This window comes from Enterococcus sp. DIV0840 (genome assembly GCF_050527835.1).
In the GTDB taxonomy this organism is placed as follows: Bacteria; Bacillota; Bacilli; order Lactobacillales; family Enterococcaceae; genus Enterococcus_L; species Enterococcus_L ureasiticus.
Genome location: NZ_CP172876.1, coordinates 2134419 through 2160160, shown reverse-complemented (window position 1 = coordinate 2160160; position 25742 = coordinate 2134419). Strand labels below are relative to the sequence as shown.

Annotated in this window: 25 protein-coding genes; 21 read left to right on the top strand and 4 right to left on the bottom strand. The window is 35.6% G+C overall.

What is annotated here, in order from left to right:
• Window positions 1-64: 64 nt before the first annotated feature.
• The 13 genes from pyk (at window position 65) to IGL98_RS10230 (ending at window position 13901) form a co-directional block, all read left to right on the top strand.
• Window positions 65-1822, top strand: a complete 1758-nt coding sequence (gene pyk / locus IGL98_RS10290) for a pyruvate kinase (protein WP_206841914.1) — start codon at window positions 65-67, stop codon at window positions 1820-1822.
• A 187-nt stretch (window positions 1823-2009) separates the two neighbouring features.
• Window positions 2010-3029, top strand: coding sequence for an alcohol dehydrogenase AdhP (gene adhP, locus IGL98_RS10285; protein ID WP_206843175.1), 1020 nt, complete (start codon window positions 2010-2012; stop codon window positions 3027-3029).
• 182 nt (window positions 3030-3211) lie between these two features.
• Complete coding sequence (locus IGL98_RS10280; protein ID WP_206912045.1) at window positions 3212-4171, top strand: IS30 family transposase; 960 nt, start codon at window positions 3212-3214, stop codon at window positions 4169-4171.
• A 219-nt stretch (window positions 4172-4390) separates the two neighbouring features.
• Window positions 4391-4546, top strand: a complete 156-nt coding sequence (locus IGL98_RS10275) for a hypothetical protein (RefSeq protein ID WP_206843174.1) — start codon at window positions 4391-4393, stop codon at window positions 4544-4546.
• 256 nt (window positions 4547-4802) lie between these two features.
• Window positions 4803-5105: a YlaN family protein gene (locus tag IGL98_RS10270; RefSeq protein ID WP_069644892.1), complete on the top strand. Its 303-nt coding sequence runs from the start codon at window positions 4803-4805 to the stop codon at window positions 5103-5105.
• Window positions 5106-5108: 3 nt separating this feature from the next.
• Window positions 5109-6299, top strand: coding sequence for an FtsW/RodA/SpoVE family cell cycle protein (locus tag IGL98_RS10265; RefSeq protein WP_206843173.1), 1191 nt, complete (start codon window positions 5109-5111; stop codon window positions 6297-6299).
• A gap of 39 nt (window positions 6300-6338) precedes the next feature.
• Window positions 6339-9767 carry a pyruvate carboxylase gene (locus IGL98_RS10260; RefSeq protein WP_206843172.1) on the top strand — a complete coding sequence of 1143 codons (3429 nt, stop codon included), beginning with the start codon at window positions 6339-6341 and terminating at the stop codon, window positions 9765-9767.
• Between the two features lie 18 nt (window positions 9768-9785).
• Window positions 9786-10907 carry a CAP-associated domain-containing protein gene (locus IGL98_RS10255; protein ID WP_206843171.1) on the top strand — a complete coding sequence of 374 codons (1122 nt, stop codon included), beginning with the start codon at window positions 9786-9788 and terminating at the stop codon, window positions 10905-10907.
• A 2-nt stretch (window positions 10908-10909) separates the two neighbouring features.
• Window positions 10910-11341 carry a YlbF family regulator gene (locus IGL98_RS10250; protein WP_206843170.1) on the top strand — a complete coding sequence of 144 codons (432 nt, stop codon included), beginning with the start codon at window positions 10910-10912 and terminating at the stop codon, window positions 11339-11341.
• Window positions 11331-11681, top strand: a complete 351-nt coding sequence (locus tag IGL98_RS10245; protein WP_206843169.1) for a YlbG family protein — start codon at window positions 11331-11333, stop codon at window positions 11679-11681. Before IGL98_RS10250 ends, IGL98_RS10245 begins: the two co-directional genes overlap by 11 nt.
• A 109-nt stretch (window positions 11682-11790) precedes the next feature.
• On the top strand, window positions 11791-12354 hold the full coding sequence (rsmD, locus tag IGL98_RS10240) for a 16S rRNA (guanine(966)-N(2))-methyltransferase RsmD (protein WP_206911364.1): 564 nt from the start codon (window positions 11791-11793) through the stop codon (window positions 12352-12354).
• Window positions 12347-12850, top strand: coding sequence for a pantetheine-phosphate adenylyltransferase (gene coaD, locus IGL98_RS10235; RefSeq protein WP_206911363.1), 504 nt, complete (start codon window positions 12347-12349; stop codon window positions 12848-12850). Before rsmD ends, coaD begins: the two co-directional genes overlap by 8 nt.
• Window positions 12840-13901, top strand: coding sequence for a SepM family pheromone-processing serine protease (locus IGL98_RS10230; RefSeq protein ID WP_206843164.1), 1062 nt, complete (start codon window positions 12840-12842; stop codon window positions 13899-13901). The genes coaD and IGL98_RS10230 overlap by 11 nt, the downstream gene beginning before the upstream one ends.
• A 49-nt stretch (window positions 13902-13950) precedes the next feature.
• Here the strand turns inward: IGL98_RS10230 and IGL98_RS10225 are convergent, their stop codons facing one another.
• Window positions 13951-14772, bottom strand: coding sequence for a PH domain-containing protein (locus IGL98_RS10225; RefSeq protein WP_206911362.1), 822 nt, complete (start codon window positions 14770-14772; stop codon window positions 13951-13953).
• 151 nt (window positions 14773-14923) lie between these two features.
• Window positions 14924-15448, bottom strand: coding sequence for a sigma-70 family RNA polymerase sigma factor (locus tag IGL98_RS10220; protein ID WP_206843161.1), 525 nt, complete (start codon window positions 15446-15448; stop codon window positions 14924-14926).
• Between the two features lie 99 nt (window positions 15449-15547).
• Here IGL98_RS10220 and IGL98_RS10215 point away from each other — a divergent pair, with 99 nt between their 5' ends.
• The 5 genes from IGL98_RS10215 (at window position 15548) to IGL98_RS10195 (ending at window position 20632) form a co-directional block, all read left to right on the top strand.
• Window positions 15548-16171, top strand: coding sequence for a helix-hairpin-helix domain-containing protein (locus tag IGL98_RS10215; RefSeq protein WP_069644882.1), 624 nt, complete (start codon window positions 15548-15550; stop codon window positions 16169-16171).
• Window positions 16172-16333: 162 nt separating this feature from the next.
• Window positions 16334-16843: a ComE operon protein 2 gene (locus IGL98_RS10210; protein ID WP_206843159.1), complete on the top strand. Its 510-nt coding sequence runs from the start codon at window positions 16334-16336 to the stop codon at window positions 16841-16843.
• The gene (locus IGL98_RS10205; RefSeq protein WP_242590039.1) at window positions 16806-19148 is read left to right on the top strand and encodes a DNA internalization-related competence protein ComEC/Rec2; all 2343 of its coding nucleotides are present in this window, start codon (window positions 16806-16808) and stop codon (window positions 19146-19148) included. The genes IGL98_RS10210 and IGL98_RS10205 overlap by 38 nt, the downstream gene beginning before the upstream one ends.
• Window positions 19149-19197: 49 nt before the next feature.
• A complete protein-coding gene (gene holA / locus IGL98_RS10200; RefSeq protein WP_206911361.1) occupies window positions 19198-20229 on the top strand; it encodes a DNA polymerase III subunit delta in 1032 nt (343 codons plus the stop codon).
• Window positions 20230-20467: 238 nt separating this feature from the next.
• Window positions 20468-20632, top strand: a complete 165-nt coding sequence (locus tag IGL98_RS10195; protein WP_206911360.1) for a hypothetical protein — start codon at window positions 20468-20470, stop codon at window positions 20630-20632.
• A gap of 88 nt (window positions 20633-20720) precedes the next feature.
• Here IGL98_RS10195 and rpsT read toward each other — a convergent pair whose 3' ends face one another.
• Entirely contained in the window at window positions 20721-20975 is a 255-nt protein-coding gene (gene rpsT / locus IGL98_RS10190) for a 30S ribosomal protein S20 (protein WP_010764753.1), read from the bottom strand.
• Between the two features lie 279 nt (window positions 20976-21254).
• On the opposite strand from rpsT, the gene IGL98_RS10185 reads away from it, so the two are divergent.
• The 3 genes from IGL98_RS10185 to IGL98_RS10175 all read left to right on the top strand — a co-directional run bounded on the left by IGL98_RS10185 (window position 21255) and on the right by IGL98_RS10175 (window position 23578).
• A complete protein-coding gene (locus IGL98_RS10185; RefSeq protein WP_206843177.1) occupies window positions 21255-22232 on the top strand; it encodes an inorganic phosphate transporter in 978 nt (325 codons plus the stop codon).
• A gap of 12 nt (window positions 22233-22244) precedes the next feature.
• Window positions 22245-22868 carry a DUF47 domain-containing protein gene (locus IGL98_RS10180; protein WP_206911359.1) on the top strand — a complete coding sequence of 208 codons (624 nt, stop codon included), beginning with the start codon at window positions 22245-22247 and terminating at the stop codon, window positions 22866-22868.
• 71 nt (window positions 22869-22939) lie between these two features.
• Entirely contained in the window at window positions 22940-23578 is a 639-nt protein-coding gene (locus IGL98_RS10175; protein WP_206911358.1) for an HD domain-containing protein, read from the top strand.
• Between the two features lie 45 nt (window positions 23579-23623).
• On the opposite strand, the gene IGL98_RS10170 is transcribed toward IGL98_RS10175, so the two are convergent.
• The gene (locus IGL98_RS10170) at window positions 23624-25537 is read right to left on the bottom strand and encodes a heavy metal translocating P-type ATPase (protein WP_206843154.1); all 1914 of its coding nucleotides are present in this window, start codon (window positions 25535-25537) and stop codon (window positions 23624-23626) included.
• Window positions 25538-25742 lie beyond the last annotated feature (205 nt).

Here is a 25742-nt window from a genome sequence, read left to right as displayed (position 1 = left end):
TCCCTTGAGGAAAATAGATAATCTTCAAGACGTATAAACAAAAATGGAATAGGAGCGTTTGGTAATGAAAAAAACGAAAATCGTATGTACGATCGGACCAGCTAGTGAAACAGTTGATATGCTAGTAAACTTAATGAATGCAGGAATGAATGTTTGCCGTTTGAACTTCTCACATGGTGATTTTGAAGAACATGGTAACCGCATCAAAAATATTCGTGAGGCTGCAAAAATTACAGGGAAACGCGTAGCAATCTTACTTGATACAAAAGGTCCTGAAATCCGCACAAACGAAATGGAAAATGGCGCAATCACTTTAAAAACTGGTGATTCAGTACGTCTTTCTATGACAGAAGTTTTAGGAACAAACGAAAAATTTTCAATCACTTATCCAGAATTGATCAATGATGTAAATGTTGGTTCTCATATTCTTTTAGATGATGGATTAATCGATTTAGAAGTAACGGATATCGATCATACTGCAAACGAAATCGTTACCCTCGTTAAAAACGAAGGCGTTCTAAAAAATAAAAAAGGTGTTAACGTACCTGGAGTTTCTGTAAATCTTCCTGGTATCACTGATAAAGATGCTGCTGATATTCGTTTTGGTATCGAACAAAGCGTTGATTTTATCGCAGCAAGTTTCGTTCGTCGTGCAACTGATGTTTTAGAGATTACTAGAATTTTAGAAGAAGAAAACGCAACTCATATCCAAATCATTCCTAAAATCGAAAACCAAGAAGGAATCGATAACATTGACGAAATCCTAAAAGTTTCTGATGGTTTGATGGTTGCTCGTGGTGACATGGGTGTTGAAATTCCAACTGAAGATGTTCCTGTTGTACAAAAAGACTTAATCAAAAAATGTAACGCTTTAGGTAAACCAGTTATTACAGCAACTCAAATGCTAGATTCAATGCAACGCAACCCACGTCCAACACGTGCGGAAGCCAATGACGTTGCCAATGCAATCTATGACGGAACAGATGCAGTAATGCTTTCTGGTGAAACGGCTGCTGGGGATTACCCATTAGAAGCAGTTCAAACAATGGCTCGTATCGCAGTGCGTACTGAAGAAGCGTTGATCAACCAAGATTCATTTGCATTAAAACTTTACAGTAAAACAGATATGGCTGAAGCAATTGGTCAATCAGTTGGACATACTGCACGTAACTTGGGTATCCAAACAATCGTTGCAGCGACTGAATCAGGACACACTGCTCGCATGATTTCTAAATACCGTCCAAAATCTCATATCGTTGCTATCACTTTCTCAGAACAAAAAGCTCGTAGCTTATCATTATCTTGGGGTGTTTATGCAACGGTTGCTGACAAACCATCAAGCACTGATGAAATGTTCAACTTAGCAACACACACTTCTCAAGAAGAAGGATTTGCAAGCGAAGGTGATTTGATCATCATCACAGCTGGTGTACCAGTAGGTGAAAAAGGGACAACAAACTTAATGAAGATCCAAATGATCGGATCAAAATTAGTTCAAGGTCAAGGAATCGGAGAAGCTTCTGTTATTGCTAAAGCAGTTGTGGCGAATACAGCTGAAGAAGCAGTAGCAAATGCAGTAGAAGGTTCTATTCTAGTTGTTAAAACAACTGACAAAGATTATATGCCTGCAATCGACAAAGCAATTGCTTTGGTGGTTGAAGAAGGTGGACTAACTTCACATGCAGCAGTGGTTGCAATTGCGAAAGATATTCCAGTAATCGTTGGTGCAGCTGATGCAACAAACTTGATTGCTAATGGTGAATTGATCACTGTTGATCCTCGTCGTGGTATTGTATACCGTGGCGCAACAACAGCAATCTAAAACTTTAATTATAGCTTTTAAAAGAGTGAAAATGAATCATGCAAAATGATTCATTTTCACTCTTTTTTTATGGATATTGAACAAATTTTCTCCAATTGTGAAATTCTTCTCAAAAAGACTTTTAAAACGATTTCATACATGGTAATATATAATTGTTCCATATAATATTAAATACAGGAGTGATAGAATGAAAGCAGCTGTTGTAACGAAAGAAAATAATGGAAAAGTAGAAATCAAGGAAGTAGATATCAGACCGCTTGAAGCTGGGGAAGCTTTAGTGGATGTTGAATATTGTGGTGTTTGCCATACAGACCTGCATGTAGCTCACGGAGATTTTGGTGAAGTTCCAGGGCGAGTGATTGGTCATGAAGGAATCGGGATCGTGAAAGAAATTGCTCCCGGTGTTGAAAGTTTAAAAGTAGGAGACCGTGTAAGTATCGCTTGGTTCTTTGAAGGATGCGGAACGTGCGAATATTGTATCACTGGCCGTGAAACATTCTGTCGCCAAGTGAAGAATGCTGGTTTTTCAGTAGATGGTGCTATGGCGGAACAATGTATCGTTAAAGCAGACTACGCTGTTAAGGTGCCAGAAGGATTAGATCCAGCTCAGGCCAGCAGTATTTCATGTGCAGGTGTTACATGTTATAAAGCAATCAAAGTTTCTGATGTAAAACCAGGACAATGGGTGGCTATCTATGGTATTGGCGGATTAGGCAATTTAGCGATCCAGTATGCTAAAAATGTGTTCAATGCTAAAGTAATTGCCGTTGATATCAATGATGATAAGCTAGAATTTGCCAAAGAATTAGGTGCTGATTTAGTTTGTAATCCATTAACAGATGGCGATGCAGGAGCATGGATTCAAGAGAAAGTTGGCGGAGCACATGCAGCAGTCGTTACGGCTGTTTCAAAAGTTGCCTTTAACCAAGCTGTAGATTCTGTAAGAGCTGCTGGAAAAGTCGTTGCAGTTGGACTGCCTCCAGAAACAATGGATTTAGCAATCGTTAAAACAGTATTAGATGGAATTCAAATCGTAGGTTCATTAGTAGGAACACGTAAAGATTTAGAAGAAGCATTCCAATTTGGTGCAGAGGGCAAAGTAGTACCCGTTGTAGAAACACGTTGCCTACATGAAGTCAATGATATTTTTGAAGAAATGGAACAAGGAAAAATCAAGGGCAGAATGGTTGTTGATTTAAAAAAATAAAACAGTTATAACTAAAAAAACAAACAGAATAATAAAGACCCTTAAAGAAAGATCTGAAATTCTAACTTTTAAGGGTCTTTTTTTTATAACGCCGATAGTAAAATTAAGCTAGACAACTAAATAAGTCATTTGTGCTACACTCAAAATAGTTCCGACCAAAGAATTATAAGGAGTGAAGACAAATGACCTATACTCATCTTACATCAAATGAACTCGTGATGATAGAAGCTTATTTCAATATGAGCCAACCTGTTACGATGGTTTCTAAGACTTTAAATCGTTCTAGACAGACAATCTACAATGTTTACAACTTCCTAAAACAAGGAAAATCTATCTGTGACTATTACCAACAATATAAAGAAAATAAAACGCGTTGTGGTCGACAACCCATTAGTTTGCCTACAGAACAGCATGATTACCTTCAAACTATGGTGGCTCAAGGGTGGACACCTGATGTGATTATTGGTCGAGCTGAGTTTCCTATTTCATGCTCTGTTAGAACACTTTATCGTCAGTTTAAAGCAAATCAATTTGATTGCTCAAAACTACCAATGAAAGGGAAACGAAAGCCCAACGGGCATAAAGAACGTCGCGGAAAGCAAGCATTTAAACGCAATATTTCAGAACGATCCACTGACTACCCTGATTTCCAACAGGAATTTGGGCATTTAGAAGGGGACACAATTGTTGGCGTTTATCATAAAAGTGCCATCATCACTCTAGTTGAACGCCTTTCAAAAGTGATTATTACATTAAAACCAAATGGTCGGAAAGCATTGGATATTGAAAAAGCGACAACTGATTGGCTACAAAAGATTCCCAGAAATTTGTTCAAATCCGTGACCTTTGATTGTGGAAAAGAATTTTCAAATTGGAAAAACATGAGTAATGTCAATGATATTTCTATCTATTTTGCAGACCCTGGAACCCCCTCACAACGCGGATTAAATGAGCATTCGAATGGGTTATTACGTAAAGATGGGCTGCCTAAAACAATGGATTTTAATCAAGTTGACCAAGCTTTTGTTGCGGCTGTCGCCTCTAAAAGAAATCACATACCAAGGAAATCTTTAAATTATCGAACACCATTAGAAGTATTTTTGAGTTACATAAATGAAAGACAATTGTCTAGCTTAATTTGACAAATCAAATAACAATAAACGGAATAAAGCATCCTTCTAAGTACTTTGATAGCTTCTTAAAATAGATTCTGTTACTATTAATAATAGTATTTATACGCAATATGTATTAGCTAAAATAATCAATGAGAGTGAAACGGTCAATATAACTGATCCGTTTTTTATCTCAATCTAAACGATTTATTTTATAAAAAAAAGTCATCTAATTTAGGAGGAGCAGTTATGAAAGAGAGTGCAAAAGCCGGCATTTCATTTGGATGTGCATTAGCATTAGTTATTTCGTATGTGAATTGGCACAGTATCCTTTGGGCAGTGTTTCATGGCGCATTAGGTTGGTTTTATGTAATTTATTATGCAATTGTTTATGGCTTAAATTGAAATAAAAAATATAAAGAGTGCGTGAAACGTAACCACACTCGTCTAAAGAGTGTGATCAGTCTGGTGTAACTGTCATAAAAGACCTATTTCTATGAGCGATTGTTGCGATAAACTGTAAGATTAATGAGATTTCCATTTATTTCTGTTTGCTAAAAATTAAAGAAATTTTTTAAACACGGGATTTTCAGAAAATTTCTGTTAATAAATGGCCAAATTATGCTATAATTACATAATTAAGATGGGAGGTTTAGTGCAAATGGAATCCATTTCAAAAGATTTTGCCGTTCAGCTGTTAAACGATGATGCACAAAGGATCATGATGTTGATTCGCAATCAAAAAAATAGCCTATGTATTTCCCAGTGTAAGGCTTTTGAGGAAGTCGTAGATACACAAATGTATGGTTTTTCTCGTCAAGTGACTTATGCCATTCGATTAGGTATTTTAAGTTCAAAAGAAGGACATCAATTGCTAAGTGATTTAGAAAAAGAGCTTAACCAATTATATAGTGACGTTTATGAGGAAACACAAGAAAAAAAAGAGATTGGCAAGGAGGTTTAAGCTTTGCCAAACAAGATTAAAAAGAGGCATCTGTTAGATTATAGTATTTTGATCCCCTACTTAGTCCTTAGTGCAGTGGGATTGATTATGGTTTACAGTTCAACATCCTCTTTACTAGTATCTAAAGGAGAACCGCCGACAGGTATGGTTATAACGCAACTACAATTTTGGCTTCTAAGTTTGGTCGCAATGTTTTTTATCTATAAGATGAAAACGACGGTCTATCAAATCAAAGGCTTTATTATGTTTGCGATCGTAGTCATTTCGGTTTTACTTTTAGCCGTTCGATTTACAACATTAGGAGCAGAGATCAATGGTGCCAAAGGTTGGATTCAAATTGGTACATTTTCAATGCAACCAGCTGAGTATCTAAAAATCATGGTAATTTGGTATCTTGCCTATATTTTAGGACGAAGACAGAAGTATATCGACAAAGAATTTAAAAAGGCAGTATTTAGACCAATGCTTTTGGTTGGCTGTTTAATTTTCCTTGTTGCGATTCAACCGGATTTGGGAAATGCAGCAATTTTAACTTTATTGGTGATTATTATGGTACTAGCTAGTGGTGTTAATTACATGTATACATATCTGGTTGGTGGAGCTGGAATTTTAGGTAGTATTGCTGTCATTCAAACGTTACTTTTAACGGGAGGCAGTATTATTCCTGAACGTTATCAATACGTGTACCAGCGCTTTGCTATTTTCTTAAACCCGTTTAAAGACGAACGAAATGCCGGACATCAGTTGGCAAATTCTTATTATGCTATCAATAATGGCGGCTGGTTTGGAAAAGGACTAGGAAATAGTATTCAGAAAAAAGGTTTTTTACCAGAAGCCCATTCAGATTTTATCTTTGCTATTACGATTGAAGAATTAGGCTTACTTGTATCATTGATTATATTGGCAATTTTGATGTTTATGATTGCTCGAATTATTTTAGTTGGTGTACGCTCTAAAAAACCATTTAACTCATTAATGTGTATTGGTATTGGTTCAATGTTGTTATTACAGGTTTTTATCAATCTAGGCGGAATTACTGGAGTAATCCCACTAACAGGAGTAACTTTTCCTTTCCTAAGTCAAGGAGGAAACAGTGTACTGATTATTTCTATTGCGGTTGCTTTCGTATTGAATATCAGTGCAGATGAGAAAAAACAGAAGATGGACCAGGAATACCAATTACTTGGTAATTAATAAATAAATGAAGGTCAATAAACGGGTAGGAGTGAAAGAATGAAAAAAGTTTTAGTAGCAAATCGTGGAGAAATCGCAATTCGAATTTTTAGAGCCTGTACAGAGATGCACATCGGGACAGTGGCAATCTATGCAGCAGAAGATGAATATTCAGTTCATCGTTTTAAAGCTGATGAAGCGTACTTAGTTGGTAAAGGGAAAAAACCAATCGAAGCCTACCTTGATATGGAGGACATTATCCGAATTGCTAAAAAATCTGGAGCTGATGCTATACATCCAGGGTACGGGTTTCTTTCTGAGAATTTAGAATTTGCTCGTCGCTGTAAAGAAGAAGGCCTTATTTTTGTTGGTCCGTCATTGCATCATTTAGACATTTTTGGAGATAAAATCAAAGCGAAAGAAGCCGCTGTGGCTGCTGGGATTTCATCAATACCAGGTTCTGATGGTCCGGTTGATACAGTAGAAGGCGTCTTGGATTTTGGTCGTACACATGGTTTTCCAATTATGATCAAAGCAGCACTTGGCGGCGGCGGCCGTGGTATGCGAGTTGCTCATGACGAAAAAGAAGCCAGAGAAGGTTATGATCGGGCGAAAAGTGAAGCAAAGGCAGCTTTTGGTTCTGATGAAGTCTATGTTGAAAAATATATTTCCAATCCAAAACATATCGAAGTACAAATTTTAGGTGATAATCACGGTAATGTGGTTCACTTATTTGAACGTGATTGTTCAGTTCAACGTCGTCATCAAAAAGTCGTAGAAGTAGCTCCATGTGTTTCAATGAGTGAAGAAAAACGGAAAGAAATCTGTGATGCTGCGGTTCAATTAATGAAGCATGTTCAGTATATAAATGCTGGAACTGTTGAATTTCTAGTTGAAGGGGATCAGTTTTATTTTATTGAAGTAAATCCTCGTGTTCAAGTAGAGCACACAATTACTGAGATGATCACAGATATCGACATTGTGGTATCCCAATTGCAAATCGCTCAAGGTCTCGATCTACATAAAGATATGAAGATCCCACAACAAGAAAGCATTACGTTAAATGGTGCAGCAATCCAATGCCGAATCACAACAGAAGATCCATTGAATCATTTTATGCCGGATACTGGTAAGATCGATACTTATCGTTCGCCAGGTGGTTTTGGTGTCCGTCTAGATGTCGGGAATGCATATTCTGGGGCTGTCGTTACTCCTTATTTTGATTCATTGTTAGTAAAAGTTTGTACGCATGGATTTACGTTTGAAAAAGCGATTCAAAAGATGGAACGTAGCTTGAGAGAATTTAGAATTCGTGGTGTTAAGACGAATATTCCATTCCTACACAAAGTAATCGGTCATCCTGAGTTTCAGTCAGGTGAAGCGAAAACAACATTTATCGATAATACCCCGCAATTATTTGAATTTCCGAAATTAAGAGATCGCGGCAATAAAACGATGAAATATATTGGTGAAGTAACGGTCAATGGGTTTCCAGGTATCGAAAAATCAACGAAGAAATATTTTGATGCACCGCGTATTCCAACTGATTTAGAGTTGCGCAGTGATTATGTGACTGCTAAAAATATTTTAGATAAAGATGGAGCACAGGGGGTCATCGACTGGGTCAAAAAACAAGACAATGTTTTATTGACTGATACCACTTTTCGTGATGCGCATCAAAGTTTATTAGCTACTCGTGTACGAACACAGGATTTCAAAGAAATTGCGCGTTTAACAGGTGAAGGATTGCCAGAGCTATTTTCTAGTGAAATGTGGGGCGGTGCAACGTTTGATGTAGCTTATCGTTTCTTGAATGAAGATCCATGGCAAAGACTGCGCAAAATTCGTAAATTAATGCCGAATACATTGCTGCAAATGCTGTTTAGAGGATCGAATGCTGTTGGCTATCAAAATTATCCAGATAATGTTATTGAAGAATTTATTCAAGAGTCAGCACGACAAGGAATCGATGTTTTCCGCATTTTTGATAGCTTAAATTGGCTACCACAAATGGAAAAAAGTATTCAAACAGTTAGAGACACAGGTAAAATTGCAGAAGCTGCTATTTGTTACACAGGTGATATCAATGATCCGTCAAGAGCAAAATATAATGTTGAGTATTATAAAAATATGGCCAAAGAACTTGAAAAAATGGGTGCACATATTATTGCAATCAAAGACATGGCTGGTTTGTTAAAACCACAAGCTGCCTATCGTTTAATTAGTGAATTAAAAGATACAACTGATTTACCGATTCACTTGCATACTCATGACACGAGCGGCAATGGTATTATCACTTATTCAGCTGCAACTAAAGCTGGAGTTGATATTGTAGATGTCGCTACAAGTGCAATGAGTGGGGCAACAAGTCAGCCTAGTATGAGCAGTTTGTATTATGCTTTAGTTAATGGTGATCGTACACCTGATGTCAATATTGATAATACGCAAAAAATCAACCATTACTGGGAAGATGTTCGCATGTATTATCAACCATTCGAAAATGGCTTGAATGCACCGCAGACAGAAGTCTACATGCATGAAATGCCAGGTGGACAGTATTCTAATTTACAACAACAAGCGAAAGCAGTTGGTTTAGGTCATCAGTGGGATGATATCAAAAAAATGTATCATACTGTCAACTTGATGTTTGGTGATATCGTAAAAGTGACGCCGTCTTCAAAAGTTGTTGGAGATATGGCACTGTTTATGGTTCAAAATAATTTAACAGAAGAAGATATCTATGCTAATGGAGAAGAATTGAGCTTCCCTGAATCAGTCGTTACTTTCTTCCAAGGCGATTTAGGTCAACCAGTAGGCGGTTTTCCTAAAGATTTACAAAGAATTATTTTGAAAGGTCGTCCAGCCTTTACAGAAAGACCAGGAAGTTTGGCAGCACCTGTAAAATTTGATAAAGTAAAAGCAGAATTGGCTGAAAAAATCGGCTATGAACCGAAACTAGAAGAGATCTTGAGTTATTTAATGTATCCTCAAGTATTCTTGGATTACCGTAATTCTTACCAAAATTTTGGTGATGTTACATTATTAGATACGCCAACCTTCTTCCAAGGAATTCGCCAAGGAGAATCTGTAGAAGTTCAAATTGAAAAAGGCAAGACATTGATCATCCGCTTAGATGAAATTGGTGATCCTGATATTGAAGGAAATAGAGTATTGTTCTTTAATTTAAACGGTCAACGACGTGAAATAGTGATCAAAGATACTTCTATCAAATCTTCTGTTCAAACAAAACGCAAAGCAGAACCAACTAATAAAGAGCAAATTGGCGCAACAATGTCAGGCTCTGTGCTCCAGGTTTTAGTTAATAAAGGAGATAAAGTTAAAAAAGGAGATGCTTTGTTAGTAACAGAAGCGATGAAGATGGAAACAACGATCGAAGCTCGCTTTGATGGGATCGTTGAACATATTTACGTTTTTGAAGAAGAACCGATCAGTTCAGGAGATCTATTAATAGAAGTAAAAGAAAATTAAACGAAAAGTGGGGAAAAGATGAAACGATTTTTAGCATTCTTAGGCGTTTTCTTTATAGTCCTAATAGGTGGCTATTTACAGCCAGTCTTTTTCCCTGCTGAAAAAATGCAGCAAGAAGCAGATCGTGGGAGACAAGTAGTCTCTCATACTGCTTTACCTTATGAAGAAATTTCAACTTCGGGTTATGCTACGTACATAGGAAAAAAAACAGCTGATTTTGTAGCTGAGTTTGGTGAACCTCTTGAAAAACACAAGACAGTGATGGGCTACGATCTATGGATATATGGAGAGAAAGATTCAGATTATCTAGAAGTAAATGTCCAAAATGAAAAAATTGCTGCAATCAAAGCGTTCAATGACTCAAAAGAAACAACACCATTTTCGATCGGTATGAAGTTGTCTGATGTTTCAGAACTGATGACCATTTATTCAAATTTCGCATTTACATATAAAGAAAATAACTATAATGTGGAGCTAATGGAAGAGGATATGAATTATCGTCCCCTGATTGCTTTTGACAATAAAACATTTGCTATTTTATTTTTCAATCATGGTACAGGAAAGCTTTCAGCCGTTGCTTATTTAGATAAAAAAACATTATTGACATTGATGCCATATCAATTGGTAGAAGGTGAAGTTGTTCCATTTTTATTAACAGAGGAGTCATCAAGTTTTGATGCTGTTAAAAGTAATCAAGTTATTAGAACAATAAACTTGTTAAAGCTTAAAGAAGGATTGCCTACTTATCGTGTGAATACTGAAAGCCAAAAAAATGCTCAAAAGCTTTTTGAAACCTTAAACAAAAATCAAAAAAATATTCTTTCGCTAGAACGAGCAGAAATCTGGCAGTACAGCAAAGAACAAATGAGCGCAGCCGCTATTTTTACACTGACAAATGATGAGTACCAAAAATTATTGAAAATAGGTCAATTAGATAAGAAAAAAGCAACTGGTATGTATACAGAGCCAGTTTATGATTCAACATTCACTGTGCTTTCGTGGTTTTCGGATTCGTTGTATCATTCCCGCTTTGCCCATGAAGAAAATGAAAACATTGGCGTTGCTTTCTCTAAAGCAAGTATGTTAGTCTTATTACAAGAGACAGAAAAAGAAATATCTCAAACAGAGGAAAGTGAATAAGTATGATAGTGACAGAAAAACTTTTTGAAATAGAAGATCAGACAGAAAAACTTGTTCAAGCTATTTTAGCAAGCGAGAGCATTGAATCTTATAAAATAAATCGTCAGACAATGTATGCATCAAAAGATGTTAGAGAAAAACAAAAGGCATTTTTGGATGCAAAAGATTCATTTGAGCGAATCGAAGCTTATGGGAATCATGCGCCGGATTTTCGGACCAAGCAACGTGCGGTTCGTCAAGCAAAAAGGGCGTTGGATATGAGTGAGGAAGTAGCTGAATTTCGTTTTTCAGAGACCGAAGTTCAAACGATTCTTGATTTGGTAGGTATGGCTGTAGCAAAAACAATTTCAGCGGATATCAAAGTAGATGCCGGAAATCCATTCTTTGAAAAAGGAAAACACTCAGGTTGTGGAGGTAATTGTCATGCAAGTTAATGAAGAAAAAGAATTTACCATCCAAAAACGACGGTGTTTAGTTGTTTTTGTGTACAGTTTAAAGCAATTAAAGACATTGAAACGCTATGGATTAATTCATTATGTTTCTCGTCGGATGAAATATGTCGTTATTTATATGAACGAAGAAGATATAGAAAGCTCAGAAGCTAAAATCAATGGCCTGCATTTTGTCCGTAAAGTGGAACGATCATATCGTCCCGATGTGGAAATGAATTTTGCTGAAAAAATTGGTACAAAAGCTGCTTATCAATATGAGAAAGAAGAAGGATTTGAGGTCGAAGAGTTAAGTACTCAAATTCGTTTAGCTGAAAATGTGTAAAAATTAAGATGAAAAATGTGAAAGAACGTCAAACATTTTTCATCTTTTTTCTGTATATTTGATATACTATTGAAGTACATTAGATGATCATGTAAAGGAGCGTTAAAAGATGCGGGTTATTTCTGGAGAATATGGGGGACGACGCTTAAAAGCTTTAGATGGCGATAATACACGTCCTACAACGGATAAAGTAAAAGAATCGATTTTTAATATGATCGGTCCATATTTTGATGGAGGAACTGTATTAGATTTATATGCAGGTAGCGGTGGTCTTGCGATTGAAGCGGTATCAAGAGGGATGGATTTAGGGATCTGTATTGAAAAAAACTTCTCCGCAATTAAAGTCATTAAGGAAAATATTGAGGTAACCAAAGAACCAGCGAAGTTTATCGTCAAGAAAATGGATGCCAATAAGGCATTGACGTTTTTGAAAGAAGAAAAAACGACGATCGATTTGGTTTTACTAGATCCACCATATGCCAAACAGGAAATCGAAAAGCAAATAGAGCAAATGCTTGCCTATGATTTACTAAGTGAAAATGGGGTCATTGTTTGTGAGACGGATAAATCTGTCGAGCTTCCCGAAACCATTGGTACATGTATAAAAACTCGCGAAACAACTTATGGTATCACGCAAATAACAATTTATAAACAGGAGGTAAGCGATGACTAAAATTGCTCTTTTTCCTGGAAGCTTCGATCCTTTGACAAATGGTCATTTAAATATGATTGAACGTAGTACAAAGATGTTTGATAAGGTCATCGTGGGTGTTTTTGTAAACACAAATAAAACGGCTCTTTTTACCTTAGAAGAAAAGCTTGTTTTAATTAAAGAAGCTGTGGCTCATTTAGAAAATGTGAAAGTAATCGTTCAAGAAACGACACTCACTGTTGAAAGTGCTGCACGATTGGGCGCTAACTTTTTAATTCGAGGAATAAGAAATGTCAAAGACTATGAGTATGAAAAAGATATTGCTACGATGAACCATCATTTAGCACCTGAATTAGAAACTGTTTTTTTATTGGCAGATGAAACCTATGCCCACGTAAGTTCAAGTTTAATAAAAGAAGTATTGAAATTTGGCGGAGATGTCTCTAAATATTTGCCAAAGTCTGTTAATCAAGCACTAAATCAAAAGAATCGTGAGATGAAACCAAATGAAGAATGAACATAAAGAAAAAATATCGATCAAGTCGATGCTGCCTTTTGCTGTAGTTATATTGTTGATCATTATAATGATTTTTCCCATTCCGTATTACATTGAGGGACCCGGTACAACTGAGAATTTAAAAGATTTTGTGACAGTGAATAACAAAAAAGATTCAGAACCAGGTGCGTTTTATTTAACAACAGTCGGCGTTCGTAAAGCAACCTTAGGTTCAGCATTAAAAGCAAAATTTTCGGATTTTCAAGAATTGATTAGTAAAGAAGAATTGATGGGATCAAGTACAAGCAGTGAATACGATCGAATTCAGCAATATTACATGGATTCTTCAAAAAATGCTGCAATTGAGCAAGCATTAAAGCTCGCTGATGTTCCATATAAAATGAATTTTAAAGGCGTATACGTTTTAGCTATAGAAGATAATTCTAGTTTTAAAGGGAAAATTTCTGTTGGAGACACGGTTACAGGAATCGACGGAAAAACGTTTAAAAGTAGTGAAGAATTTGTAGACTATGTAAAAAAACAAAAGGTCGGACAAAAAGTTACTGTAAGTTATTTACAAGATGGTAAGTCAAAAGAGGCAGAAGGTAAATTGATCGAATTGCCAACGGATAAAAAGGCAGGTATCGGAATTGGTCTGACAGATCACACAGAAATCGAGTCTTCCGTTCCTGTTGAAATCGATGCAGGAGATATTGGAGGTCCATCAGCCGGTCTGATGTTCACCTTAGAGACCTATGAGCAATTAACGCAAAAAGGAATTCGTAAAGGGCATAAAATTGCTGGGACAGGAACTATCAATACTCAGGGAGTCGTCGGACGGATTGGTGGCATCGACAAGAAAGTTGTCACTGCTAGTCAAAATGAAACAGAAATTTTCTTTGCTCCTGATGACGAAATTACTAAGGAAATGAAAAAAGCTGAACCAGGAATCAAAACCAATTACGAAGAAGCGAAAGCAGCTGCTGAAAAAATTGGAACAAAAATGAAAATCGTACCTGTAAAGAATGTGCAGGACGCTTTGGATTATCTTGAAACATTAAAAGAAAAATAAAAAAACAAGACAACGAAGTATTCAAAATTTCGTTGTCTTGTTTTTTATTCTATTGTAAAAGCCAAATGAAAATCATTTGTAGAGCAGGTTCTGTAGTAAAATTAAACAATGATTTTGCTGGACCTATGTGAAAGAATCCGCCTAAAGCTAAGAGAATCAAGAAAACCAAGGCAGCTGCTAGAGGCAAATAATACATAAGCCTATAAGCTAATACAGGATTATTAACGACACGATCAAATCTTTGTTTACGATAAACTTTTCTTGTAACAAGTATATCTTTCAGTGCTGGAATTTCCAACAATTGTCGTTTTAAAATATCAGCATCTCGTTGCCCTAAAAGCTCCGTAAAAATATGATTTTCTGATTCAAAGTCAAAAGTATACGTATATAGTGCCGCTCGTTTAGGCGGAAAAGAGTCATCCCAATCAAAATAAGTCATTTTATTTTCTTTTAATGTGATGGCCTTGATCGTTGTATAAGGATAACTAAAGAAGGTTCTTTGATCTAAAAATTCTATGATTGTTGTAAAAATCATTCGTTGATTGGTAAAAATCAGAATACGATTCCCTCTAAGATCATTGAAGTTTTTAACGTATGCCTTGGCTTCTTCAGATTCAGGATGATACATTCCCAAAAGCCCAAGGCCGACAGCAGAAACATTTTGGCCGTCAGTTGTCATTGGGAGATAGGCGTGGATTTCTTCTCCTTCTTTTAGATAGGGTTTAACTTTCTCGATAAAATCTTGTAAAAATATATACATTTTTGTTTGATTAAATAAATTTTTCTTTTGCTGATTATTCAATTCTTTTTTTGAGCTATTTGTTATTTCGTTATTGATTTGGTTAATAACCACTTTGAATGGATTTACCATTTGAAATTCCTCCTTATATTAAAAGCGAAGTGGGCTCGTTTAGCCTTGACCGGAAAATATGAAGGTGGTGCTTTTTACCACAATCAGATTTTATCTTTTTCCCGAAAGGCAAGCCTATGAAACTAGATAGATAAAAGTGTAACAGGTCGACTCATAGAATTACATCCAATTGTTGTTTAATTTTTTTTCTGGCCCGCGATAAATGATTATACACTTGTGAAACATCCATCTTTAACTCTTTTGCTATGTCGTTTGGCGTATCTTGGTAATAGTAGTATTTTAGGAAAATCATTTGGTCTTCTTCTGTTAAATAGCTTAATAAATCTAAGAAGTTTTCCTTTTCAAAATAATTATCTTCTATAGCATTCTCAGGTAGTTGCTCCATTGGAATAATGTTCTGTTCACGAATGATCGAGCGTTTTTTATCCAAACAAATATTACGTGTAATTGTTAAACTCCACGTTTTTAAGCTGCTCTTGGCTTCATCATAACTAGAAATTTTCTGCCAAATACGATAAAAAACCTCATTTTCAGCTTCTTTTCTATAGATTGTTTCTTCTGGCCGATCTAAGATTACCCGGATACATTTAATGATATCAGTACCAAAAAGATCAATGAATTTTTCTAACCCTAAAAAATCTTTCTCTTTTAATAACGAAATAATTTCCTTCTCCATCTTTTATCACCTTCTTACCCTATTATACGATGAACTTTTTTGTTTTCTATCATGAAAAAATAAAAAGAATGCGTATCTTTATTTAGAAGGGGGGAAATCATGGATTGTCGCATGTTGTTACAGAAATACAAGCACTTTATAATCGGAGGTATGATGTTGCTTGGAATTGTGTTTGGTGTTATTCTCTTTATTTTGGTTAAATCTGCGCCTGATAAGTTAACAGATGACGAGTTAGTCATGAGTTCAGTCAGTTCAGCCCAATCGAGTGAGACAGAAGCGTCTTCTCAGCAAATATACGTAGATATAAAGGGCGCTGTGGAAAAACCGGGAATGTATGAGGGAACTGCAAGTATGCGTGTCTGGGACGCTGTGATGCTTGCTGGAGGAGTAAGTGATGCTGCAGATACAAAACAAGTCAACTTTTCCGAACGGATTACAGATCAAATGGTTATTTATGTACCAAAAATAGGTGAAGAAGTCCAAATATCTGAGAAAAGTAGCGAGTCATTGGAGAGCGAAAGTAAAGACACAAGCAAAATCAATCTTAATAAAGCTAGTGAAACTGAATTACAAGCTTTACCGGGTGTTGGTCAAAAGAAAGCACAAGAAATCATTCGTTACAGGGAAGAAAACGGTGGGTTTAAAACCATTGAAGATTTAAAGAATATTTCTGGATTTGGTGAAAAAACATTTGAGAAATTAAAAGAGTCAATCACTACGTAAAAATTTTACTTGAGTGAAAGGAAATGCAACTATTTTACAAATATCTGGTGCAGGTTCTTGACGAGACTTTTTCTATAATTTACTATTTGTATATCCTATTAATAATTTAAAAATCAGCAAAAATAGTTTTAACAATAAATACTTACAAAAAAGGAGCAGAATATGACACTAGAACGAATTCCTTGGGATCAATACTTTATGGCACAAAGCGTATTGCTATCATTAAGAAGTACTTGTACACGTCTAGAAGTTGGTGCAACTGTAGTTAGAGACAAACGCATAATCGCTGGTGGTTATAATGGATCAGTTAGCGGAGATGTTCATTGTATTGATGACGGCTGTTATATGGTTGACGGTCACTGTGTTCGAACGATCCATGCTGAAATGAATGCCATCCTACAGTGTGCAAAATTTGGTATTCCGACAGAGGGTGCTGAAATTTATGTAACTCATTTTCCATGTTTACAATGCACGAAGATGATTTTACAAGCAGGCATCAAAAAAATCCATTATTTAAAAGATTATCGCAATAATGAATACGCTATGGCATTGATCAAACAAGTTGGTGCAACTGTAGATCAGGTAACGCTATCAAAGAAATACTTTGCTGAATTACAACTAGGAGAAGAAGAGACTGCTTCAGTGGAAGAAGTACCTCAAACAGATCAATAATTACTGGATTTTTCCAGTATCATTATCTATAGGAACAGTTTTCTTCATTTTAGAACCAAGCCCACTAACGGGTGTCGCTTGGTTTTATTTTATTAGTCGAGTCCTCTGCACAAGAAATAAGACGATTGTTAGTGTCAGTTTTTTAGGCATGTTGATTCTGACAATTTCTTGTTGGCAGACCTTAAATAAAGAACAACAAGAGAAGTTTCCAGAAGCAATTGAAGTGACAGGTCACTTATCTGTATTGCCTGATAAATTTAAAATCGATGGTGATCGTCTTCAGTTGGAAGGCAGTTTTTCTCAGTCTAAAAAAAACAAACGTAAAGTAATAGCTTTTTACCGATTTACCTCCGAACAAGAGAAACAAAGCTGGCAAAAAAAAGATCTGCCGATAAAAATCTATCTTTCAGGTGAATTTGAAACACCATTACCACAAACGAATCTCAATGGATTTGATTATCGAAAGTATTTAAAAGAAAATGGAGTCTATCAAACATTATCGATTAGTAATATGCATAAAATCGAAACGGAAAGTCCAAAATTTTATGGTTTTTTGGCTTGGTTAAGTAGTTACAGAAAAAGAGCTATTGATTATTGTGACAATACATTTTTAAAAGAAACGGCGTTGCATCTTAAAATATTGATTTTTGGTTTTAAATCAAGTGAGTTTTCTCAAAAAGAAGGCATACTGGCCAATTTAGGTATTCTTCATTTATTCAGTTTATCGGGAATGCACGTGACATTTTTTGTTGGAAGCTTTAGGTATTTATTCTTACGATGTGGGATCACAATTGAAAAGTTATTTTGGCTGCAACTGCTGTTTTCAATTGTTTATGCAGGATTAACGGGTTTTTCTATCAGTGTTGTTCGTGCGTTGATGCAAAGCTTGATTTCACTTAGTAATAGAGAATTTAAATGGCGCTTATCTGGCTTGGATTGCTGGAGTTTGTCACTGATAGTCGGCTTAATTTTTCAGCCTTATTTGCTATTTTCTGCTGGTGGTCAGTTAAGTTACGGTTTATCTTTTTTCATTTTATATGTGCATCCTATTGTAGAAAGAATCAACAATCGTTATATTCGGATGTATTGTTTTTCTCTTTTATTGAATATTACGATGATTCCTCTGATTGGTCTGACATTTTTTGAATGGCAGTTAACAAGTAGTCTGTTTACATTTTTGTTATTACCAATTTTTGAGCGAGCAATCTTACCTGTATTAACCATAAGTTTGTTAAGTTCATTTGCTTACAAAATCAAATTATTGATTGATGTTTTAGAAATATATTTTGTGATTCAGCAATCAGTTTTTGAGTGGTTAAGTCGTTATAGTACTTTCACGTTGGTTACGGGCGTTTTTTCACCTGTTCTTTTTCTGCTGACTTGTAGCTCACTTTTCTTATTACTTCATACGATGTCTAAACGGTCAAAAAAAGCATATTTGATAGGGGCAGGGTTACTTTTTTTGATGAACAACAAGTATTTTTCTCCTAAAGGTACGATTGCTTTTATCGATGTTGGTCAAGGAGATAGCATTTTTATTCAAACACCGTTTCATCAAGAAAATATTTTGATCGATACGGGTGGTAAGGTTGATTTTGAGAAAGAAAAATGGGCAGTTAAAACGAAACAAATAGCGAATGCGGATTACTCGGTGATTCCATATTTGAAAAGCAAAGGGGTAAAGTATCTTGACAAAGTTTTGATCAGTCATGGAGATATGGATCATTGTGGTGATTTACTTACGATTAATGAGAAGATTCCGATTCGTTCATTGTATTTCCCTGTTGGGACAGAAGAGAAACCTGTTTTCCGACAAATGCTGGATCGTTTAAAACGTAAGGGGACAAGATGTTATCCAATCTTAGCTGGTGCATCTATCAGCCGTTCGATTTCTTTAGAAATACTTGCTCCAACCGTTTCAGGAACAGGAGAAAATAAAGATTCGATGGTAGTTTATACAAAGGTTTCTGACCGACGTTTCTTATTTACAGGTGATTTAGAAAAAGAAGGGGAACAACAAATGATAAGACAATTCCCGACATTGAAAGCTGATGTATTAAAAGTAGGACATCATGGGAGTAAAACCTCATCTGATCCTTTGTTTATCCAAAGGATTGGACTTACAGATGGAATTATTTCTTGCGGGCGTAATAATCGATTCAAACATCCGCATAAAGAAACCGTGGATACCTTAAATCAAGAGCAGATAACGCAATTTCAAACGGATAAAAACGGAATGATCTATTATGAATGGACACCATTTACAAGAATGTCTCCAGCTAAAACAATCATGGAAGAAGACTAGCATTTCTTGAACTGCCATGATAGGATGGAAAAGAGAAATGAGGGAATGTATGAACTTACAAGAGGCATTAAAACAAGTGAGACAACAGCATTTTGCTTCTGTTTATTTAATTCAAGGAACAGAAGGGTATTTAAGTGAATTATTTAAAACGGAATTGATGAGCCAATTGATCAAAACGGAAGACGACCAATTTAATTATTCTTCATTTGATATGGAAGAAGTACCACTTTCTGTAGCAATGGAGGAGGCTGAAACAATACCTTTTTTTGGTGATTATCGGTTAGTTTTTATCGAAAATCCTTATTTTTTAACCGCAGAAAGAAAAACGAATGGATTGGATCATGATATAGATAGTTTGTTAAACTATCTAGAACAACCTTCACCTACGACTATTTTAGTATTTAGTGCAAATGTTGAAAAATTAGATGAACGAAAAAAAGTTACAAAAGCAATAAAAAAACAAGCTGAAGTCATTGATGTTAATCCAATGGGAGAACGTGAAGTAAGGCAATATGTGGAACAGACAATTCAAAGTGAAGGTTATGAGATTCGCCCAGAGGCATTTGATTTATTGTTGCAGTTAACGGATTTGAACTTATCAAAAGTAATGGGGGAACTACAGAAATTGTTTTTATATTCTTCTGATAGCAAAATAATTTCACTAAATGCGGTTAAAGAACTTGTACCGAAATCCTTAGAACATAATGTATTTGATTTGACTAATGATGTGTTATCCGGTAAAGGGGAAAAAGCAATTCAGTTATATGAAGATCTATTACTCCAAGGCGAAGAAACTATTAAACTGAATGCGATTTTGTTGAATCAAATTCGCTTATTTTTACAAACAAAAATCTTAGCAAAATTAGGGTATCAACAAGCGAATATTGCTGAAACGTTGAAAATTCATCCTTATCGTGTAAAACTGGCATTGCAGCAAGTTCGTCGATTTGAGTTGGATCGTTTGGAAGCAATTTATGATGAACTAGTAGAAAATGATTTTAAAATGAAAACTGGGATGATAGATAAAGAGCTACTCTTTGAATTGTTTATCCTTAAACTATCTGGTCAAGTGAATAGATAAAAATAAGGATAAGTTCTTGTGAGTGATTCAAAAAATATAGTTGATGCTTTTTTAATAGCATTCATTCTGAAAAAAACTTGAGGCGACGCATGATTTTATCCATGAAAGTGTGATTGCGCATCAAGTTTAGTTTGAAAATGAATATACAATAGCGAGATCACCGCAAGATTATATTGAAGATATGGAAGAAATACAGGATTTATATGGACAATTTGAATTATAAATTCAAGAAATGTTGGTGGAGGACAAGAAGGTCTATGGCCGTTTTAAACAGGTTGGAAAGGCAAATGAAGCTAACACGATCATCCAAATCGCTAGCGCTGTTTATTTAGTTGAAAGTGGTAAGATTGCTGACTATTGGATTCAAATTGATCATAAAGGTATTGAGATTCAACTAACTTGAATGGGATACGGGATTAAAATCGGTTCGATTTATCCCGTATTTTTTATAAAAAAAAGAAGCTAACACGAAGTTAGCTTCTACAAAATCATTATTTTGCTAATTTTTTGCTTAGACGTGATTTATCACGGCCTGCTTTGTTTTTATGGATTAATCCTTTTGTTTCAGCCATATCAACAGCTTTAATAGCTTCTGTATATAACGCATCAACATTGTCAGCGCCAGCAGCTACAGCATCTTCAAATTTCTTGATAGCTGTACGCATTGCATTTTTTTGAGATGAATTTTGAGCATTCTTATTAGCGTTAGTACGTACACGTTTAATTGCAGATTCAATATTTGGCATTTCTTTCACCTCCGATAAATTAAGGTCTTACACAGGAAAATCCATATGTAATTCAACACTAATCATTATACCTAATCCAAAGAGGCATTGCAATAAAAGATGACAAGTTTTTTTCCTTAACAGTAAAAATAGTGATTTCATCATGTGAAAAACATTTTGAATTAAAGTTTGCTAGGAAAAATCGATACTTTTTATAAAAAATATGCTATCATAACAGGGGAAAAATGAAATGGTGGTGTCAATGTGAATATTGCTCTAATTGTAACGGTTACTCTTGTGATGGGCGTTATTTTTGTCAATGGTTGGACAGACGCACCAAACGCAATTGCAACCGCTGTCTCGACACGTGTTTTAAAACCGAATGTTGCGATTTGGATGGCTGTTGTAATGAATTTTTTTGGTGCGTTGGTGATGACGTATTTTAATGCACAGGTAGCCGAAACGATCAGTAACATCGTTAGTTTTGATGCACAAGGAAATGCATCGCAGGTCGCTTTAGCAGCCTCTTTATTTTCAATCGTTGTGTGGTCTGTTGCAGCGTGGTATTTTGGTATTCCAACGAGTGAGAGTCATGCGCTGATTGCGGGTTTAACTGGTTCAGCAATGGCTTTAGGTGGAATCGGTGCAGTAAATGGTTCTGAATGGGCGAAAGTGCTCATTGGTTTAGTGGTTTCCACAGTTATGGGCTTTGGTGGTGGTTTTCTTGTCACAAAGCTAATTGTAATCCTTTTCAAAGACGTAGCTAGAAGAACAGCAAATAAAGTCTTCACATATGGACAAGCATTTGGTGCAGCTGCAAATGCCTTTTTACACGGCGCTCAAGATGGGCAAAAATTCATGGGCGTATTTATGTTAGGACTTTATTATAATAATCTGGCGGAAAAATCTGGTTCAGGTTTTATTATCCCGATTTGGGTCATGGTTCTTTGTTCTGTCACGATGGGCTTTGGTACATCAGTAGGTGGTATGAGAATTATTAAATCAGTTGGGATGGATATGGTGAAATTGGAACGATATCAAGGCTTTGCGGCTGATTTAAGTACAGCGGTTTGTTTGTTTGCGGCTTCTATTTTTGGTATTCCGGTTTCTACTACGCACACGAAAACAACTGCGATCATGGGTGTAGGCGCTTCAAAACGTGTATCTAGTGTTGATTGGCGAATTGTAAAAGAAATGCTGATTGCTTGGATCTTGACGTTTCCCGGTTGTGGGATCATTGCCTTTGTTATGGCAAAATTATTTATAGCACTATTTTAAGGAGAGAATAAAATGGCTAGAAAAAAGCAATTTGACTATTTTGGTGAGCTGGAGCATTTAGCAAAAAATGCGCATCAAGCAGCAGAACTTTTAGAAATGATCGCACTCGATTATTCACTAGAACTATTGGAAAACGAAGCAGAAAAAATTCATGTATTGGAACGTGAAGGGGATCAAATCGTTCAAAAAATCATGAGTGAATTATATATTTCATTTATCACCCCTATTGATCGAGAAGATATCGTCGAAATTACGCAGCGTTTAGATGACGTACTTGACACGATCAACAGTATTGCTTATTTACTAAGTAGTTTAGTTGTAAAAGAGTTGAATGATAATGCCATGGTAATTATTACATACGGAGTAGAAGCTACGGCAGGTGTTTTAACTGCAACGAAAGAGTTCGCAAAATTTAAGAATTCAAAAACATTGCATGCAATGATCGATGAAGTAAGTGAAATTGAGGGAAAAGCTGATAAATTATATAGTGATTCTCTAAAAGATTTATTTACGAATGAACAAAATCCGATTGAAGTGATTCGCTGGAAAAATGTCTACGATCAATTAGAGGAAATGTTAAATGCTAGTGAATCAGTTGTGGATGTAATAGGTGGCCTAGTAATAAAAAATAGTTAACAACGACAATAGGTTGAGGTAGATTAACATTTATCTTGACCTATTACTATATAATGAGTTGGAGGGATTAAATGGATAATCAAAAAATGACAGCAATCAAACGTTTTAGCCAGTCAATAATGGAGAACGATCAAACTGGTCACGGCATGGATCATATAAATAGAGTTGTTCGTCTAGCGGACAAGATTGCTGGAACTGAAGCCTGTGATTGTTTTATTGTAAAGGCTGCAGCATATCTTCATGATACTGTTGATGATAAACTAGTTTCGGATTCGGACCAAGCATTTCAACAATTAGAAGAATTTTTACAGGAAATCAAGATTTCCAATATCCAAATCCAGCAAATAACACATATAATCAAAAATATTTCTTTTAGTCAAGAGCTTAATGGAACGGCAGAAAAACTCACGATCGAAGGTCAAATCGTGCAAGATGCTGATCGTTTGGATGCTATGGGAGCAATTGGGATTACACGAACGATTTATTATGGTGCACACAAGGGAAATCAAATATATGATCCTAAAATCAAACCAAGGACGCTTCAGTCCAAATCGGAGTATCGAGAAGAAAGTACGATCATCAATCATTTTTATGAGAAAATCCTTCTGCTTAATGACAGCTTAAATACAGATTATGCCAAAACGTTAGGTCAAAAACGTCAAAAATTTTTAGAGTCCTTTTTAACAGAATTTTTGGAAGAATGGGTATAAAAAAGCAAGTGACTGACTCTTAGAGTTAGCCACTTGCTTTTTTACTCAAACAAATTCTGTTTTTTGTGCGGAGTATTTTTGAGGGGGATTTTTTTTGTTAGGAATCGTCTTTAGCATTCTTAGACCGTTTAAGATGACGAGGATCGTACTGCCTTCATGTCCTATAACACCAAGCGGTAAATTAATGATCTGAAAAAAATTAGATAAGATCAACAACACGATAACTCCAGCAGAAAAAGTAATGTTTTGAGTAACGATCCGTTTTAATTTTTTTGAAAGAAGGTGACTCATTTGCAATTTTTCTAAGTCATTTTGCATCAATACCACATCAGCTACATCCATTGCTATATCTGTTCCTTGCCCCATAGCCACACCAATTGCCGCATTAGCTAAGGCAGGCGCGTCATTAATGCCATCTCCGACCATCGCATTCACACCATAAGTCTCTTTTTGTTTCTGGATTAAAATAGTTTTGTCTTCAGGCAAACAATTGGCGTAAACTTCATCTATTTCAAGCTCAGTTGCCACAGCACTAGCAGTTTTGTCATGATCTCCTGTAATCATTGTAGTATGAATGCCAGATTGTTTAAAATAGCTGATTACTTTTTTTGCTTCTGGTTTTGGAACATCTAAAAGTCCAAAATAAGCAATAATTTCTTGATCTTGAAAGAGACAAATCACTGTTTTTCCGGCATTTTGTAGTTGCTCAATATTGTTTTGTATTTCTTCTTTTATAGTTGTTTGGTCATTGAATGTACTTTTACCAACTCGCCAAATTGTTGAATCAATCATTGTTTCCATTCCAAAACCGATAATATTTTTCACTTCGATTTGATCATAGACTGCTGTATTTTCATTGTCGAACCGAGCAATGAGCGCTTGAGCTAAAGGATGTGTTGAGTTTCTTTCCATTGCTAAGAGTATATTTACGCCCTCTTGTTTATTTTTTAAAAATATAGCGTCTGTGACTACAGGAATGCCGCGGGTCAAAGTTCCCGTTTTGTCAAAAGCGATTGCTTTTAGAGAAGCTAGATTTTCCAAATAAACGCCGCCTTTAAACAATACGCCATTTCTTGCTCCGTTAGAAATAGCAGCTAATGTTGCCGGTGTAGCTGAAGCGACTAAGGCACAAGGTGAGGCAACAACTAATAAGACCATTCCTCTATAAAAACTTTCATTCCATGACCAGCCTAAAAATAAATACGGAATCAAAATCATCATAGGGATCGCAATCAAGACGATTTTTACATAGCTATTTTCTAATTTTTCAATAAAGCTAGCTGTCTGTGAAGGTGTACTTTGTGCTTCGTTAACGAGTCGGATAATTTTAGCAAATAACGTATCTTCACTATTTTTGCTAACTCTCATCGTGATTGCATCTCCTAAATTAATTGTTCCACCAAACAAATCATCCTCTATTCCTTTTTCAACTGGAACAGATTCTCCGGTAATCGCCGCTTCGTCAATTGTCGAAGATCCTTTAGTTAAAATGCCATCGATCGGGATACGTGCACCCTTAGGAACTAGTAAGTAATCGCCAATCTGTAATTTCGTGACGGCGACTTCAGTTGTTTTGCCAAAATTGTTAAGTAAAAAGGCTGTTTCAGGCTGTAGATTCATCAAACCGGCTATTTCTTTTTTACTTTTATTTGTAGTGTATTCTTCCAATGCACCACTAAGACAAAAGATAAAGGTCAACATAGCGCCTTCAAACCAGTTACCAATAATACATGCTCCGATTGCAGCCAAAGCCATGAGCAAATCGACATTTAGATGTTTATTCTCGAGTGTATCGAATAAACCTTCTTTAGTTTGTTTGAATCCACCAAAAAAGATGGCGAAAATAAAACTGACTTGATAAAATGCTGTACCTGATTTTTCTAAAATAAATCCAATGATCATAAATAATAAGCAGAAAATAGTGGATAGTAGTGCTTTTTTCTCTTCTGAACATTTCATGGTTATCACTCCTCATAAAGAGAATAGCACAAAAGGATTCTAATTGATAATCGAAACCACTAAATGAGAATGATAGTGGTTATCAATTGAATATTTGCTTTAAAATCAGTGTTTCGATTTATTTGATTTCAATATTTATTCTAATTAATAGTGATAATCATTATCAGTAAATAATTAAATTTAAGTTATTTTAGAATAAAAAAAG